Genomic DNA, 14,665 nt, shown 5'->3' with positions numbered 1-14,665 from the left:
CATGCACGCCTCATCCGCCGCGGCGGCGACCGACAGCATCGTGCCCGGCGTCAGCCCCGCCATCTACAGCGAAGCCGACTTCCGCCGCATCGCCGCGCTGATCCATGACCGGAGCGGCATCGTCCTGTCGGATCGCAAGCGCATGCTCGCCTATTCGCGCCTCGCTCCGCTGGTGCGGCGCAGCGGCCTCACGAGCTTCGGCGCGTTTCTCGATGCGCTGGCGGAGGACCCGCAGGGGCAGACCGCCGTGATCGCGGCGCTGACCACCAACCACACCTATTTCCACCGCGAGCCGCATCACTTCGACCACTTCGCCGCGGAACTGCGCCCCGACCTCGTGCGCCGCGCGCTGGCCGGCGAGGACGTGCGCATCTGGTCGGCGGGGTGTTCCACCGGCGAGGAGATCTGGACGCTGCTGATGGTGCTGCTCGGGCCCGAACGCGAGGCAGGCCTGCGGATTGCGCAGAGCCGCGTGCTGGCGCTCGCCAGCGACATCTCGGTCAATGCCCTCGCAGGCGCGCGGGGTGCGACCTATCCGGCCAGTGCGCTCGAGGCACTGCCCGAACCGCTGCGCCGCACCTGGTGCGTGCCTGCTGCCGGGGCCGGCGGCGAGCCGCGCGTCGCGATCGACCAGGCGTTGCAGGCGATGGTCCGCTTCCGCGAACTCAACCTGATGGGCGATTGGCCGATGCGGCGCCCCTTCGATGTCATCTTCTGCCGCAATGTGATGATCTATTTCGACGCCCCGACCAAAGAGCATCTGGTCGCCCGTTTCGCCCGCCAGCTGGCACCGGGCGGCCATCTCTACATCGGTCATTCCGAAAGGGTGAGCGGTCCGGCAGCGGCGCTGCTCGAACCGGTCGGCCCGACAATCTATCGCCGGAAGGGCACGGCATGAGCATCCGCGTCCTGATCGTCGACGATTCCCCGCTGATGCGGGCGCTGCTCCAGCACCGGCTCGAGCGCGAGAGCGACATCACCGTCGCCGGCACCGCCGCCGACGCCGCCGAGGCGCGCCAGCTCATCAAGGCGCTCGATCCGGACGTGGTGACGCTCGACATCGAGATGCCGGGGATGGACGGGCTGTCCTTCCTCGAGAAGATCATGGCCCTGCGCCCGACGCCGGTGATCCTCGTGTCCGGCGCGACCGAGGCCGGCGCGAGCGCGACGGTGCGCGGCCTGCAGCTCGGCGCGGTGGGCTGTATCCCCAAATCCCAGTTGCGGATGACGCAGGGCGGCGCCGACGACGGCGCCTTGCCGGCAATGGTGCGCGAGGCCGCGCGGGTGCGCTTCGCCACCGCCCCTGCGCGGCCGGCTCGCACATCCTCCGCCGCTGCACCCACCCCGGCCTCCGCCACCGCCCTGCCCGACGCCATCGTGATCGGCGCCTCGACAGGCGGGGTCGAGGCGCTGCACACCCTTCTGGCAAACTTCCCTGCGGATTGCCCGCCGACCCTCGTCGTCCAGCACATCAACGGCTGCTTCGCCGGGGCCATCGCCCAGTCCCTCGACCGCGCGGTGCGCCCGCGCGTGATGCTGGCGGAAAGCGACATGCCGCTGGAAAGCGGCACGATCTTGCTCGCGCCGGGCAACGAGCGCCACCTGCAGGTCGCGGCGGCCGGCGCGCGGGGGCTACGCTGCGTGCTGCGCGAGGGCGATCCGGTGTCCGGCCACCGCCCCAGCGTCGACCGGCTGTTCGCCTCGCTCGCCTCCACACTCGGCCCCGCGCGCGGCCCCCGGGCACTCGGCATCCTGCTCACCGGCATGGGGCAGGACGGCGCGCAGGGCATGGTCGCGCTCGCCAGTATCGGCGCGCGCACCATCGCCCAGGACCAGGCGAGCTGCGTCGTCTTCGGCATGCCGCGCGCGGCGATTGAGCTGGGCGCGGCCGGCGAGGTGCTGCCGCTCGAGCGCATTGCCCCGGCCATCTTCACACCCAGCAAGGCACCCGCGCCATGACCGCCATGACCCCCTTCTCCGCTCCGGCCGGATCGCCCTCCGAGGCGATCCGCGTCACCATCGTCCAGGGCGAGGCCAAGGCGAGCACCGATCCTCGCGTGGAGATGAGCACCATTCTCGGCAGCTGCGTCGCAACCTGCCTGTTCGATCCCGTGGCGCAGGTGGGCGGCATGAACCACTTCCTGCTCGCCGAGCCCCCGGCCCATGTCCGAAACCAGACCTTCGACAGCGATTACGGCCTGTTCCTGATGGAACTGCTGATCAACGAGATGCTCGCGCTGGGCGCAAACAAGAGCCGGATGCGCGCGCGGCTTTACGGCGGCGCGAACCTCAATCCCGATCTCTCCCCGATCGGCACCGCCAATGCCGCCTTCGCCCGCCAGTTCCTCGAGCGCGAGAACATCCCCAAGGTGTTCGAGGATCTCGAGGGCACCCAGGCGCGGCGCATCCAGTTCCGCCCCGCCAGCGGGCAGGTGCGCGCCCGGCTGGTGCCTTCCGACAACGCCCCTACGCAGAAACCACTGGGGCGGCCGCAATCGGCATTTGGGACGGTCGAGCTATTCTAGGGCCAAACGGAGCACATCATGCAAGCCAGCAACCCCTCCACCATCCGTGTCCTGACGGTCGACGACAGCGCCTCAATGCGCGCGCTGCTGCTCGGCGCCCTCACTTCGCGCGGCTTTGCGGTCGAACAGTGCGAGGATGGTCAGGAGGCGCTCGAATGGCTCGCCTCGAACGAGGTCGACGTCATCATCACCGACATCAACATGCCGCGCCTCGACGGCTTCGGGCTGATCGAGAAGCTGCGCTCGAGCGCGCTCCATGCCGAACGCCCGATCCTGGTGCTGACCACCGAAAGCTCCGAGGAAAAGAAGCAGCGCGCCCGCAACGCCGGAGCGACGGGGTGGATCGTCAAGCCCTTCGATGCCGACAAGCTCACCGCCGCGCTGCGCCGCGTGATCCACTGACCCTGCCCGAGGTAACGCCCCCATGCGCCACGAACTCATCACCTTCGGGATCGCCAGCCAGCGGTTCGGCATCGACATCATGACCGTGCGCGAGATCCGCGCCTGGTCGCCCGTTACCCGCCTGCCGCGCGTGCCCGACTATGTCGCGGGGGTAGTCAACCTGCGCGGCGCGGTGCTGCCGGTGATCGACCTCGCCGCCCGGCTCGGGTGGGAGCCGACCGACGCAACGCCGCGCAACCCTATCATCGTCATCGAGCACGAGGGCCAGATGCGCGGCCTGATCGTCCACGACGTCGCCGACATCGTCGGGATCGAGGCCGGCACGCTCCAGCAGCCCGATGCGATGGGGCACGAGACCATCACCCACTTCCTCGAAGGCATCGCCCCGCTGGGCGAGGACATGGTGATGGTGCTCGATCTTGCCCGGCTGATGGCGGACGAACCGGTCGAACTGGCGGCCTGAGGATGGTTCAGCCTCCCGAATCCCGTGCGGCTCCCTCTCCGGCCCTGCTCGAAGGCATCGCCGCGCACCTTGCCGCACTGGCTGAGGAGTCCGAGACCTTCGGCATCGTGCTGTGCAGCGACCCCGATGTCGCGGGCCGCTATCTGGTGCAGTTGCAGCAGATCGACCGGCTGGCGCAGTCGCTGCGCGAAATGGCCGGCGTGCTCGCCTCCCCCGATCCCCGCGCGGCGGTGGCGGCGATCCGGCTCGGCGACCTGCGTCACGCGCTGGAGGAGGCCGGTGCGGCTTGAGCGCGCCCTGATCGGCCTGCATGCGGCGGGCGTGGTGTTCGCGCTGGTCGCAGCGCTGGCATGGCCGCGTCCCGGGCAGGCGGCGTTGCTGGTGCCGCTCGGCACCGGCGGTCTCCGCGGCGTGCTCGCATGGGCCGACCGAACGGGGGCACCGCTGCTGGCGCTCGACAGCGCAAGCGGGCGGGTGATCGCGCGCATTTCCGACAACCGCAGCCTGCTCCATGCGCTGTCGCAAGGCATCGTGCCAGTTGCCGCGCGCGCGCCGGGCTGCCGGTCCGATGGGGGGTGACATGACGATGATTGTCGACGAGATGCGTGAGCTGCGGGAAACCGGCGTGCGGGTGGTGGGCTCGCTCGCGGGCGTGGTGGGATCGATCCTCGTGGTTTGGGGATTGGCGGGCGGCGCCCCCTTCATTGCACTGAGCTCGGCCCTGCTGGTGGCGGCCCCGGTCTGGTTCGCCGCCACGCGCCGCTGCGATCCGCTGGCGCGGGTCGTCATCTCGGTGACCTATCCGCTGCTGGCAGCGCTCCTCCTGGCGATGGCGAGCGACAGCGGCTGGATCATCGACATGCACATGCTGTTCTTCGCCTTCCTGGCGGTGCTCGCGGCGCTGGCCGACTGGCGCACCATCGTGATCGGTACAGTCGTCACCGCGCTGCACCACCTGCTGCTCAATTTCGTCGCGCCAGCCTATGTCTTTCCGGACGGTGCCGACATCTCGCGGGTAATGTTCCACGCAGTGGTGGTGCTGATCGAGGCGGGGGTGCTGATCGCGCTGTGCCGCCATTTCGAGGCGCTTATACGGCGGCTGATGGAAACCCGCGCCGCGCAAGCCGCCCGCGATGCCGAACTTCACGCCGAGCGCGAAGCGAAGGCGGCCGAGCAGCGCAGCGTTCTCGCCAGCCTCAGCGAACGGCTGGTCGCGATGTCCGGCGGGGACCTCGGTTCGCAGATCGCGACCCCCTTCCCCGGCGACTACGACAGCGCGCGCACGCTGCTCAACGAGACCTGCGCGCAGCTCGACGGGCTGGTCGGCGCCGTGGCCTTCACCGCCGAGCAGGTCGCCACCGGCGCGCACGAACTGCGCGAGGCCTCGGGAGATCTGGCGGCCAAGACCGAGCAGCAGACCGCCGCGATCGAGACTGTCGCCCGCACCGCCGCGGAACTGCTGCGCGATATCGAGGCGCAGGCCCGGCTGTGGGCCGAGACCCGCGAAACCGCGCTCGGCGCCAAGGCCGACGCCGACAGCGGCGCCGCCGATGTTGCCGGCGCCGCCGAGGCGATGACCCGGATCGAGACTTCGTCGACCCAGATCGGCGAGATGATCGCCTTCATCGACACCATCGCCTTCCAGACCAACCTGCTGGCGCTCAACGCCGGGGTCGAGGCGGCGCGGGCGGGCGAGGCGGGCAAGGGCTTTGCCGTGGTGGCAGGCGAAGTGCGCGAACTTGCCCAGCGGTCGGCGCAGTCGGCCGGAGCGATCAAGCAGCTGGTGGCGACCTCGAAGGAGGAGGTCGCGCTCGGCGTTGCGCGGGTGCAGCAGCTGGTCGCCCTGCTCAGCTCGCTGGTGAGCCGCTTCTCCGACATCGCCAGCCAGGTCGAAAGCATCGCGCAGGGCTCGGGCAGCGCGGTCGAGGCGATCCGCCAGATCGACGCCGCGATGGGCCTGCTCGACCGCGGGATGCAGCAGAACGCGGCGATGGCCGAACAGACCAGCGCGGCCTCGGTCGAATTGCTGCGCGGAGCGGAGGACCTGCGCGGACAGGTGAGCCACTTCCGCCGCGAGGATGGCGAACCGCGCCCGATGCGCCTGCGCCCGGCAGCCTGACGGGCGGCGCTACTCGGCGGGCTGTCAGGGGGCCTGCATGATCTTGGGCGCCGAAGGAATCGGCCCGCCCGTGAGGATCGAATTGGCCTCGTTGGCGAGGATCCCCACCACCATCGTCCACACCGCGACATTCTGGCGCAGTTGCACCGGATCGATCTTGTCCAGCGTGTCGTCGGGGGTGTGGTGCAGGTCGAAATAGCGCATCCCGTCCTGCTGGAGATCGATCAGCGCGCCCTTCTGGTCACGCACGATGTTGAGGTCCGCGCCGCCGGTGGCGACATCGCTGCCGGCCGAGACGCCGAAGCGCGCGACGGCGGCGGCGATGCGCTTGTGGAGCGCAGGGTTGCTCTCGCGGAAGTTCGAATCGAAGCGCCACACCCGGTCCGCGCCGAAATCGCTCTCGATCCCGACCGCGATCGCCTCGTCGAGGTGCGCCTCGCTATAGGCCTTGCTTCCCCACAGGCCGGTCTCCTCGGCCCCGGCCATCAGGACACGCACGGTGCGCAGCGGCTGGCCGGCCTTGGCGGCATTGAGCGCGGCCGCCGCGACGATCGCGCAGCCCGCGCCGTCGTCGAAGGCGCCCGGCGAATTCCACCAGCTGTCGATATGGCAGGCAAGCAGCACCGGCGGGAGCGAAGGGTTCTGCCCGACGATCTCGCCCACGACATTGCCGCTCTCGGTCTTGCCGAGCTGGCGCGGGTTCATTTCGAGCCGCAGCGTCAGCGGCCGCCCCTTGGCCCGGGCGAACATCCGCTCGAGGTTTTCGGCGTCCGGCAGGCTCAGCGCGCCCGCCGGGATCGGCTTCACGCCCTCAGGGAAGCTGGTGCCGCCGGTGTGCGGGTTGCGGTGGTGATCGGTGCCGACCGACTTGATTACGACACCGACCGCGCCCTTGCTCGCGGCGAGGCCCGGGCCGACCCAACGCACCGGGCCGGCAAAACCGTAATGCGATCCGTCCTGGGCGGGGCGCATCTGGTGGCTGATATAGGCGATCTTGCCCGCGAGGCTCTCGGCGGGCGCGGCGCGCAATTCGTCGACGGTGCGGAAGAACACCACCTCCGCCTCGATCCCCCCCGCGGGCGTCGCGCCGGAATTGCCGAGCGGCAGCACGGTCAGGTCCTGCGCGAAAGGCGCGGTGACGCGGGCGCGGGCGATGTCGCCGGGCACCCAGGTGTCCATCATGAAGGGCTCGTCGGCGACATTGGCGAAGCCCTTGGCCTTGAGCCAGGCCACGGCCCAAGCCCGCCCGCGCGCCTCGGCTTCGGTCCCTGCCTGACGCGGGCCGACCTCGGTGGTGATCCCCTCGACGAAATCCCACGCGTAGGTGTCGCTCTCGAGCGCGGCGGCGGCGGCCTGTTCGAGCGCCTGGGTCTGCGCGAAGGCGGGGGTGGACAGGAAAGCGAGCGGGAGCGCGGCGAGCACTGGGACGAGGCGGTTCATGGCCACAGGTGCTATCGGCAGGGCGCACGCAAGTCTAGCCGCTTGCCCTCGCCCCTCCCCTTCCCTATCTGCGGCCCACAAATTTCCCGCTGATCACTCGACCCGAAGGACCATCCGATGGCCGCGCAATACGCCTATGTCATGAAGGGCATGACCAAGACCTTCCCCGGCGCCCAGAAGCCGGTGCTGAACAACATCTCGCTCCAGTTCTACCAGGGAGCGAAGATCGGCATCGTCGGGCCGAACGGGGCGGGCAAGTCGACGCTGATCAAGATCATGGCCGGGATCGACAAGGACTTCACCGGCGAGGCCTGGCCGGGCGAGAACATCACGGTCGGCTATCTGGAACAGGAGCCCGAGCTCGATCCGACCAAGACCGTGCTCGAGAACGTGCGAGAGGGCGCCAAGGAGACCGCCGATCTGGTGGCGCGTTTCAACGAAGTCAGCGCGCTCATGTGCGAACCCGATGCCGATTTCGATGCGCTCGGTGCGGAGATGGGCGAGCTGCAGGACAAGATCGACGCGGTCGATGGCTGGACCCTCGACAACCAGCTCGAAGTGGCGATGGAAGCGCTGCGCTGCCCGCCGGGCGACTGGCCGGTCAAGGACCTCTCAGGCGGTGAGAAGCGCCGCGTCGCGCTCACCCGTCTGCTGATTCAGAAGCCCTCGATCCTGCTGTTGGACGAACCGACCAACCACCTCGACGCGGAATCGGTCCAGTGGCTCGAAAACCACCTCAAGGAATATGCCGGCGCGGTGCTGATGATCACCCACGACCGCTACTTCCTTGATAACGTAGTCGAATGGATCCTCGAACTCGATCGCGGCTCCTACTACCCCTACGAAGGCAACTACTCGACCTACCTCGAGAAGAAGGCCAAGCGCCTCGAGCAGGAAAGCCGCGAGGAAAGCGGCAAGCAGAAGGCGCTGGCCCGCGAACTCGAATGGATCCGGCAGACGCCCGCCGCGCGCCAGACCAAGTCCAAGGCGCGTATCCGCAAGTTCGAGGAGCTTCAGAACAGCCAGGACAACCGCCAGGTCGGCAAGGCGCAGATCGTCATCCAGGTGCCCGAGCGCCTCGGCGGCAAGGTGATCGAGGCCAAGAACCTCACCAAGGCTTACGGCGACAAGCTGCTGTTCGAGAACCTGTCCTTCATGCTCCCCCCTGGCGGGATCGTCGGCGTGATCGGGCCGAACGGCGCGGGCAAGTCGACCCTGTTCAAGATCCTCACCGGCAAGGAACAGCCCGACAGCGGCACGATCGAGATCGGCTCGACCGTACGCCTCGGTTACGTGGACCAGAGCCGAGACCATCTCGACCCGAAGAAGAACGTCTGGGAGGAAATCTCCGACGGGCTCGATTACATGAAGGTCAACGGCCAGGACATGAGCACGCGTGCCTATGTCGGTGCGTTCAACTTCAAGGGCGCGGACCAGCAGAAGAACGTCGGCAAGCTCTCGGGCGGTGAACGCAACCGCGTGCATATGGCCAAGATGCTGAAGCAGGGCGGCAACGTGCTGCTGCTGGACGAGCCGACCAACGACCTCGACGTCGAAACGCTGGCGGCATTGGAAGACGCGATCGAGAATTTCGCGGGCTGCGCCGTGGTCATCAGCCACGACCGCTTCTTCCTCGACCGGCTCGCCACCCACATCCTCGCTTTCGAGGGCAACAGCCATGTCGAGTGGTTCGAAGGCAACTTCGAGGCCTACGAGGAAGACAAGCGCCGCCGCCTCGGCGATGCGGCGGACCGCCCGACGCGCCTCGCCTATAAGAAGCTCACGCGCTGAACCTGATGCGCCATCCCGGAGCCGCCCCAGGATGGCCGCATCAGCCGAGCTTTACCTTCCCGCGCATCACCTCCTCGCTGAACATCATCAGATGGATGGTGGCGTATTTGCGCGCTTCCTCCGAGAGGTCGGCGCGGGTCGCGTATTCGTGCAGCTTCTCGCGCTGCAAGGCGACCAGGCCGTCGGCATAGCCGTTCTCGGCATCGGGGTTGTAGAGCACCATGCCGAAACGCGCCTTTTCCAGCGCGCTACGCAGCGGGCTTTCAGGGTCCATCGCCAGAAGCTTGGCAATCGTCGACGGGCTCTTGAGCAGCGCGAGTCTGTTGCCCGCCATGTGCGGCTTCAGACCGTTGCGTTCCAGCATCGGGCCGATCGCGGGATCCGTCCACAGGCTGGGAGCGAAGATGAACCCGCTCTCGAAATCGAGATCGAGCCCGAGCGCCTGCGAGAGCATCGCTATCGCCGCATCGGCGCCGTCATTCGCGCCGGATTGCGACGGGCGCGGCTCGGGGGCGAAGCGCTGCGGCTCCGGGCGGGGCTGGGGCTGCGGCTTCTTGCGACCGAAAATGGGCATGGGGCGCTCCTTGCGCGGTGATGCGATATGCCATCTTTACCAGCGAGGCGTTGAGCAAGCGTGAAGACCCGCAGGAACTCCGGCAAATTGCTGAACCCTGCGAACCGCTTGTCGCAAGTGTTTACCCCTTCTTAATCAGGCCTACGTCACTCTCCTTAACAACCAACAAGGTCGCATAAGGGGCAGCAGGGGCAATGACAGGGATCGAGGTGCCGCTGGAGCTGGCCTTGCTGCTGTGCGCGGGCTTTGCCGCAGCCGGGGCTTGGGCCGGGCAGGCGCGCGCCATTCGCCGGCTGGATCCCCGGCGCAATCCGCTGCGCGACCTGTTGAAGCCCGAGGTGCTCTCCGAGGCGATCGACCTTGCCGCCCGCCGCAACGCGATGCGCGCCGGCTCGCGGGCGGTGCTGCACGGGCGGATCGACCAGCTCTCGGCCTGCTCGGGTACCTGGAACAGCGCCACGCGCGACGAGGTGCGCGAGCATGTCGCCGCTGTGATGCGCGCGGGCCTGCGCCGCGACGACCGCATCGTGCTCTCGGGTCGCGAGGGCTTCACCATCACCATCGGCGGTGCCGACGAGCGTGCCGCGACCCGCATCGCCGATCGGCTGCGCAGGGCGCTGGCGCAGCTCAGCCTCCCCCAGCTCGGCAGCGAGGCGCGGCTGACCGCCAGCTTCGGTGTCGCGGCCGAACGGTTCGGCGACGGAGAAACCGGGCTCGACCGGCGGGCGCGACAGGCGCTCGATGCGGCGCTGGCCAAGGGTTTCGACCATGTCGTGCCGGCGAGCGAAATCGAGGAGGTCATCCTCCTGCCCGCCCCGTCCGGTCCGACAGCCTCGGCCGCCTAGGGCGAAACCCAGCGCCCCTCCCACGCTCCGTCTTCGGCCGCGCGGGAGAACTGCGCGCGGACATGGCCGGTGTGGGCGAGATAGAGCCAGTCGAGCGCAGTCAGCGTGATCTGCAGCAGGGCGAAGTTCTCGCGCGCCGGGATGAGCTGGGCATCTTCGGGTTCCACCCCCTCGAACTCGGGCGGAAGGCCCGAGGTCGGCCCGTCAGCGCTGGTGCCCGGCCCCTCGCCCAGGTAACAGCGCCGCGCGAAATTGGTGCTCGCGGCCCAGGCCGCATCGACCTCGCCGCCCTCGCGCAGGATTGCGCCGGTGCCACGCGCACGGATCTGCACCTTGGCGCCCTTGTCGTAGAACAGCACAGCGATCCGCGGGTCGGCGGCGATCACCTGCGCCTTGGGAGCGCGCGAATCGGTGTGGAGCCGCAGCCGCCAGCCTTGCGCATCGAAAGCGCGCAGCACCATCACCCGGGCATCGACATCGGCGGTCACGATCACCGGCGTGTGCATCGGCGCCTTGCGGTCGCGCGGCGCGCGAATCAGCCGGTTGCGGCAATCGGCAAGCACATCGTCGAGCGTTTCGGACATGGTAGGACGGTTTGGCACCGGACGCGCGCGCGTCAAGCGCAGCGAGAAATGTTAAGCTCACGCGCTTTTTTTCTGAACACAGGCGCCTCGGTTCATCGCCGCGACAACTTGCCGGGCGTAAGGCTCGGCCCATCGACATGCCGCTTGTGGTGGGCTGGCGTTACTGGAGGCAACACAATGACCACCCTCTTTGCGAGGGGCGGATCGCTGGCGGCGCTCGCCGCGGCGCTCGCCCTTGTCCTTCCCGCCACCGCTGCCGCCGCGCAGGAAGTCCCCTTCCAGCCCGACGAATCTGATCCTCCCGGGATCAGGGTCGAGCGGCCCTCCTCCGGCACCGAGTTCGGGGGCGGACCGGCGCGCGCCGAAATCGCGCGCCCCGCGGCGCCGCCGCCGAGCTATGCCCGTGCCGATGCCGACACGCCTGCCCCGCGGTTCGAGCGGGTCGCTGCCGAGCAGCGCCAGCCGCGCCCGCGCGGCGAGGGACGGGCGGAACGCGGTGCACCTAGCGGGTTTGGCGGCGACGTGATCGCCCGCGCTCGCGCCGCCCAGCAGGCGGAACGGCGCGGACCCGACCGGGCCGAACGCGTCGACCGCCGCAGCGAACAGCGGGCCGACCGGGTCGACTGGCGCAGCGAACAGCGCGCGAACCGGGTCGACCGGCGCAGCGAACAGCGCGCGGACCGGATCGAGCAGCGCGGCGACGTGCGGGCGGACCGGCTTGAATGGCGCGGCCGCGACAACGCCGCCGACCGCGTGGACCGGCGGACCGAGAACCGCGCCGACCGGGTCGAGCGCCGGGGCGATTTTCGCGCCGACCGCATCGAACAGCGTGGCGACAACCGCGCGGGCCGTATTGAACAGCGCGGCGACAACCGCGCCGAGAGGGTCGACGGACGCCGTGGCAACTGGCGCGACGGCCAGGGCGGAGGCTTCGACGGTCAGGTCCGCGACATTGCCCGCGATGCGCGCCGAGCCGACCAGTGGCGCGACGGGCGCCGCGACGATTGGCGCGACGGGCGCCGTGACGACTGGCGCGATGGCCGGCGAGACGGCTGGCGTGACGGGCGCCGCGACGACTGGCGCGACAGCCGGCGCAATTGGCGGCGCGACGACTGGCGCTGGGGCTGGAATGGCCGTCCGGGCTGGGACAACCGCGACTTCCGGCGCTGGAACCGCGGCTGGCGCGGCAACCGGTCCTACGACTGGTTCGATTTCCGGCGCGGCAACCAGTTCCTGTTCCGCCCGGGCCCCTACTTCGCGCCGTTCCGCAGCCACCGCTACAGCCGGGTGGACATCGGCTTCTTCCTCGACAGCCTGTTCTTCCAGCCGCGGTTCTTCATCAACGATCCATGGGCCTACCGCCTGCCGCCGGCCTACGGGCCGTATCAGTGGGTTAGGTATTATGACGATGTCCTGCTCGTCGATATTTACACCGGCGAGGTCGTAGACGTGATCCACGGCTTCTTCTGGTAGGTCTCCTGGTCGGTCTCCACCAGATGCAGGAAGCCCCGTCGGACCTGTCCGGCGGGGCTTTTTCGCGCCCTGCGCGCTTGCTACCGCCAGATCATGACCACGCCCGATCCCGCGCCCGACCGGCAGGCCCTCGCCCGGCTCGGCGAGGCGGTGCGCGCACGGCTGGCTGCGGACCCGGCGATCTACCGCATCGAGGACGAGCGGATCGAGCTCTTCGCCGTCGGCGGCTTCCTTTCCGATGAGGAATGCGCCCGTCTCGTGGGGATGATCGACGCGGTCGCCCGGCCCTCCTCGCTCCACGAACTCGACTATGCGAGCGGCTTTCGCACCTCCTACTCGGGCGATCTCGACCCGCGCGATCCCTTCGTCGCGGAGATCTCGGCGCGGATCGACGCGCTGCTCGGAGTCCCGCCGGAGATCGGCGAGCCGGTGCAGGGCCAGCGCTACCTGCCCGGCCAGGAGTTCAAGCCGCACAACGACTGGTTCTATACGTCCGAGAGCTACTGGCCCGGGGAGCAGCGACGCGGCGGGCAGCGCAGCTGGACGGCGATGGCCTATCTCAACACGGTCGAGGCGGGCGGCGCGACCGTCTTCACCCTGCTCGGACTCGAGATCGAGCCCAAGCCGGGCGTGCTCCTCTTGTGGAACAACGCCCTGCCTGACGGCCTTCCCAACGAGGCGACCCTGCACGCCGGGTGTCCGGTCGAACGGGGAGCGAAACACGTCATCACCAAGTGGTATCGCACCCGCACCTGGCGCTGAGCGATCAGGCCTTCGCCAGTGCCTCGGCGATCAGCTGGCGCGTCGGCGCGATGCCGTAGAGCGCAATGAAGCTGCCCATCCGGGGGCCCTGCTCGCTTCCCAGCAGCGTCTCGTAGAGCGCCTTGAACCAGTCGCGCAGCGACTCGAAGCCGAACTCGGGCTGCTTGCCGATCTCGTAGACGATGGTCTGGAGGTCCTCCGCGCTCGTCGCCGGGTCGGCCGCCGCGAGTGCCGCGTCCAGCGCCTTCAGCGCCTCGGCCTCGCCGCCCGCAGGGGCGCGCTTGGCGAGCGTCGGGGCCACGAAGTCGCGGTTGTAGGCGAGCGCGCGGCCCACCAGCGCATCGAGCGCGGGGTGCGCGGCCGGATCGGCGTCCGCGACATAGTTTCCGAGGTAGGACCACACCGCCTCGCGCGTCGCCCCTGCGCCCAGAACGCCCACGAGGTTGAGCAGCAGGCTGAAGGGCACCGGCAACGCATCGCCCTGTCCCGGCGCGTCGGCGCCTTCGTGATGAGCATTGGCGCGCAAAAGGTGCCACACGGGGTTGCCGAGCCGCTTGTCCACGTCCTGCCCGGGGATTGCGGCGCGGAACTGCCAGTAATCGTCCACCGCCTTGGGGATCACGCCGGCGTGAAGCTGCTTGGCGCTCTTGGGGTTGGCGAAGATGTAGTAGCCGAGGCTCTCCGGGCTGCCGTATTCGAGCCACTGCTCGATCGACAGGCCGTTGCCCTTGGACTTCGAGATCTTCTCGCCCTTGGCATCGAGGAACAGCTCGTAGATCAGCCCCTCGGGCTTGTTGCCGCCGAGCACGCGTGCGATCTTGCCCGACTGGATGCCGCTGTCGGTCAGGTCCTTGCCGTACATCTCGTAATCGACGCCGAGCGCCACCCAGCGCATCGCCCAGTCGACCTTCCACTGGCACTTGGCCATGCCGCCGAGCGCCGATTGCTCCACCACGCTCCCGTCCTCGTCGGTGAAACGGATGATCCCGGCATCGGCATCGACCACCTCGACCGGCACCTGAAGCACGGCCCCGGTGGTGGGGCTGATCGGCATGACGGGGGAATAGGTCCTGCGCCGCTCCTCTCCGAGGGTCGGGAGCATGATGTCGAGGATCGCCTGGAAGTTCGCCAGCACGCCGCGCAGCGCATCGTCGAAGCGGCCCGAATTGTAGCAGTCCGAGGAGCTGACGAACTCGTATTCGAAGCCGAACCGGTCGAGGAAGTCGCGCAGCATCGCATTGTTGTGCGCGGCGAAGCTTTCGAACTTTTCGAAGGGATCGGGGATGCGCGACAAGGGCTTGCCGAGATGCTCGGCCAGCATCGCCTGATTGGGGACGTTGTCCGGGACCTTCCTCAAACCGTCGAGATCGTCCGAGAAGGCCACCAGCCGCGTCGGCGCGCCCCCGGTCAGCGTCTCGTAGGCGCGCCGCACGAGGCTGGTGCGCAGCACTTCCTGAAAGGTGCCGATATGCGGCAGGCCCGAGGGGCCGTATCCGGTCTCGAACAGCACGCCGCCGGGCTTGCCTTCCGGAAGGCGCTTGGCGAGGCGCTGCGCCTCCTGGAAGGGCCAGGCCTTGGAGTTCTGCGCAGCAGCGATGAGGGCATCTTGGGTTATCGTCATGACGGCGGGGCTATTAGGGATGCAAGGGCGGCTTGCAAGCGGAATGGCGCACCCCAAGCGGACAAA

At 68.9% G+C, this 14,665-nt stretch carries 16 protein-coding genes; 12 read left to right on the top strand and 4 right to left on the bottom strand.

Annotation, left to right across the window (positions count from 1 at the left end; all coding sequences use genetic code 11):
• The first annotated feature begins 1 nt into the window (after position 1).
• Genes CBR61_RS07825 through CBR61_RS07790 form a run of 8 tightly spaced genes read left to right on the top strand, consistent with a single transcriptional unit; the run spans position 2 to position 5,509 of the window.
• Positions 2-898, top strand: a complete 897-nt coding sequence (locus CBR61_RS07825; RefSeq protein WP_088913856.1) for a CheR family methyltransferase — start codon at positions 2-4, stop codon at positions 896-898.
• Positions 895-1,959, top strand: coding sequence for a chemotaxis-specific protein-glutamate methyltransferase CheB (gene cheB / locus CBR61_RS07820; protein WP_088913855.1), 1,065 nt, complete (start codon positions 895-897; stop codon positions 1,957-1,959). The genes CBR61_RS07825 and cheB overlap by 4 nt, the downstream gene beginning before the upstream one ends.
• Positions 1,956-2,525, top strand: coding sequence for a chemotaxis protein CheD (locus CBR61_RS07815; RefSeq protein ID WP_233996917.1), 570 nt, complete (start codon positions 1,956-1,958; stop codon positions 2,523-2,525). The genes cheB and CBR61_RS07815 overlap by 4 nt, the downstream gene beginning before the upstream one ends.
• Positions 2,526-2,543: 18 nt before the next feature.
• Positions 2,544-2,927, top strand: coding sequence for a response regulator (locus tag CBR61_RS07810; RefSeq protein WP_088913854.1), 384 nt, complete (start codon positions 2,544-2,546; stop codon positions 2,925-2,927).
• A 22-nt stretch (positions 2,928-2,949) separates the two neighbouring features.
• Complete coding sequence (locus CBR61_RS07805; protein WP_088913853.1) at positions 2,950-3,390, top strand: chemotaxis protein CheW; 441 nt, start codon at positions 2,950-2,952, stop codon at positions 3,388-3,390.
• Between the two features lie 2 nt (positions 3,391-3,392).
• Complete coding sequence (locus CBR61_RS07800; protein ID WP_088913852.1) at positions 3,393-3,680, top strand: hypothetical protein; 288 nt, start codon at positions 3,393-3,395, stop codon at positions 3,678-3,680.
• Positions 3,670-3,969 carry a hypothetical protein gene (locus CBR61_RS07795; protein ID WP_088913851.1) on the top strand — a complete coding sequence of 100 codons (300 nt, stop codon included), beginning with the start codon at positions 3,670-3,672 and terminating at the stop codon, positions 3,967-3,969. Before CBR61_RS07800 ends, CBR61_RS07795 begins: the two co-directional genes overlap by 11 nt.
• Position 3,970: 1 nt before the next feature.
• Complete coding sequence (locus CBR61_RS07790) at positions 3,971-5,509, top strand: methyl-accepting chemotaxis protein (protein WP_157696531.1); 1,539 nt, start codon at positions 3,971-3,973, stop codon at positions 5,507-5,509.
• Between the two features lie 24 nt (positions 5,510-5,533).
• On the opposite strand, the gene CBR61_RS07785 is transcribed toward CBR61_RS07790, so the two are convergent.
• Entirely contained in the window at positions 5,534-6,949 is a 1,416-nt protein-coding gene (locus CBR61_RS07785) for a M20/M25/M40 family metallo-hydrolase (RefSeq protein ID WP_088913849.1), read from the bottom strand.
• Between the two features lie 117 nt (positions 6,950-7,066).
• On the opposite strand from CBR61_RS07785, the gene ettA reads away from it, so the two are divergent.
• Complete coding sequence (gene ettA / locus CBR61_RS07780; protein WP_088913848.1) at positions 7,067-8,740, top strand: energy-dependent translational throttle protein EttA; 1,674 nt, start codon at positions 7,067-7,069, stop codon at positions 8,738-8,740.
• Positions 8,741-8,780: 40 nt separating this feature from the next.
• Here ettA and CBR61_RS07775 read toward each other — a convergent pair whose 3' ends face one another.
• Positions 8,781-9,314, bottom strand: a complete 534-nt coding sequence (locus tag CBR61_RS07775) for a hypothetical protein (RefSeq protein WP_088913847.1) — start codon at positions 9,312-9,314, stop codon at positions 8,781-8,783.
• A 194-nt stretch (positions 9,315-9,508) separates the two neighbouring features.
• On the opposite strand from CBR61_RS07775, the gene CBR61_RS07770 reads away from it, so the two are divergent.
• Positions 9,509-10,159, top strand: a complete 651-nt coding sequence (locus CBR61_RS07770) for a GGDEF domain-containing protein (protein WP_088913846.1) — start codon at positions 9,509-9,511, stop codon at positions 10,157-10,159.
• On the opposite strand, the gene CBR61_RS07765 is transcribed toward CBR61_RS07770, so the two are convergent.
• Positions 10,156-10,743: a pyridoxamine 5'-phosphate oxidase family protein gene (locus CBR61_RS07765; RefSeq protein ID WP_088913845.1), complete on the bottom strand. Its 588-nt coding sequence runs from the start codon at positions 10,741-10,743 to the stop codon at positions 10,156-10,158. The two genes, CBR61_RS07770 and CBR61_RS07765, sit on opposite strands and share 4 nt — an antisense overlap.
• Positions 10,744-10,920: 177 nt before the next feature.
• On the opposite strand from CBR61_RS07765, the gene CBR61_RS07760 reads away from it, so the two are divergent.
• Together CBR61_RS07760 and CBR61_RS07755 are read left to right on the top strand one after the other, a co-directional pair.
• Complete coding sequence (locus tag CBR61_RS07760; protein WP_088913844.1) at positions 10,921-12,216, top strand: RcnB family protein; 1,296 nt, start codon at positions 10,921-10,923, stop codon at positions 12,214-12,216.
• A 93-nt stretch (positions 12,217-12,309) separates the two neighbouring features.
• Positions 12,310-12,978: a 2OG-Fe(II) oxygenase gene (locus CBR61_RS07755; protein WP_088913843.1), complete on the top strand. Its 669-nt coding sequence runs from the start codon at positions 12,310-12,312 to the stop codon at positions 12,976-12,978.
• Between the two features lie 4 nt (positions 12,979-12,982).
• On the opposite strand, the gene CBR61_RS07750 is transcribed toward CBR61_RS07755, so the two are convergent.
• Positions 12,983-14,599: a lysine--tRNA ligase gene (locus CBR61_RS07750; RefSeq protein WP_233996916.1), complete on the bottom strand. Its 1,617-nt coding sequence runs from the start codon at positions 14,597-14,599 to the stop codon at positions 12,983-12,985.
• Positions 14,600-14,665 lie beyond the last annotated feature (66 nt).

Origin of the sequence: Porphyrobacter sp. CACIAM 03H1, assembly GCF_002215495.1 — a bacterium.
Classification (GTDB): domain Bacteria; phylum Pseudomonadota; class Alphaproteobacteria; order Sphingomonadales; family Sphingomonadaceae; genus Erythrobacter.
This window is presented reverse-complemented; position numbering and strand designations above follow the sequence as displayed.

Bases quoted from the DNA above. Each gene is read 5' to 3' on its own strand.
- CBR61_RS07825 (WP_088913856.1), top strand. From the start codon at position 2: ATGCACGCCTCATCCGCCGCGGCGGCGACCGACAGCATCGTGCCCGGC.
- cheB (WP_088913855.1), top strand. From the start codon at position 895: ATGAGCATCCGCGTCCTGATCGTCGACGATTCCCCGCTGATGCGGGCG.
- CBR61_RS07815 (WP_233996917.1), top strand. From the start codon at position 1,956: ATGACCGCCATGACCCCCTTCTCCGCTCCGGCCGGATCGCCCTCCGAG.
- CBR61_RS07810 (WP_088913854.1), top strand. From the start codon at position 2,544: ATGCAAGCCAGCAACCCCTCCACCATCCGTGTCCTGACGGTCGACGAC.
- CBR61_RS07805 (WP_088913853.1), top strand. From the start codon at position 2,950: ATGCGCCACGAACTCATCACCTTCGGGATCGCCAGCCAGCGGTTCGGC.
- CBR61_RS07800 (WP_088913852.1), top strand. From the start codon at position 3,393: ATGGTTCAGCCTCCCGAATCCCGTGCGGCTCCCTCTCCGGCCCTGCTC.
- CBR61_RS07790 (WP_157696531.1), top strand. From the start codon at position 3,971: ATGACGATGATTGTCGACGAGATGCGTGAGCTGCGGGAAACCGGCGTG.
- CBR61_RS07785 (WP_088913849.1), bottom strand. From the start codon at position 6,949: ATGAACCGCCTCGTCCCAGTGCTCGCCGCGCTCCCGCTCGCTTTCCTG.
- ettA (WP_088913848.1), top strand. From the start codon at position 7,067: ATGGCCGCGCAATACGCCTATGTCATGAAGGGCATGACCAAGACCTTC.
- CBR61_RS07775 (WP_088913847.1), bottom strand. From the start codon at position 9,314: ATGCCCATTTTCGGTCGCAAGAAGCCGCAGCCCCAGCCCCGCCCGGAG.
- CBR61_RS07770 (WP_088913846.1), top strand. From the start codon at position 9,509: ATGACAGGGATCGAGGTGCCGCTGGAGCTGGCCTTGCTGCTGTGCGCG.
- CBR61_RS07765 (WP_088913845.1), bottom strand. From the start codon at position 10,743: ATGTCCGAAACGCTCGACGATGTGCTTGCCGATTGCCGCAACCGGCTG.
- CBR61_RS07760 (WP_088913844.1), top strand. From the start codon at position 10,921: ATGACCACCCTCTTTGCGAGGGGCGGATCGCTGGCGGCGCTCGCCGCG.
- CBR61_RS07755 (WP_088913843.1), top strand. From the start codon at position 12,310: ATGACCACGCCCGATCCCGCGCCCGACCGGCAGGCCCTCGCCCGGCTC.
- CBR61_RS07750 (WP_233996916.1), bottom strand. From the start codon at position 14,599: ATGACGATAACCCAAGATGCCCTCATCGCTGCTGCGCAGAACTCCAAG.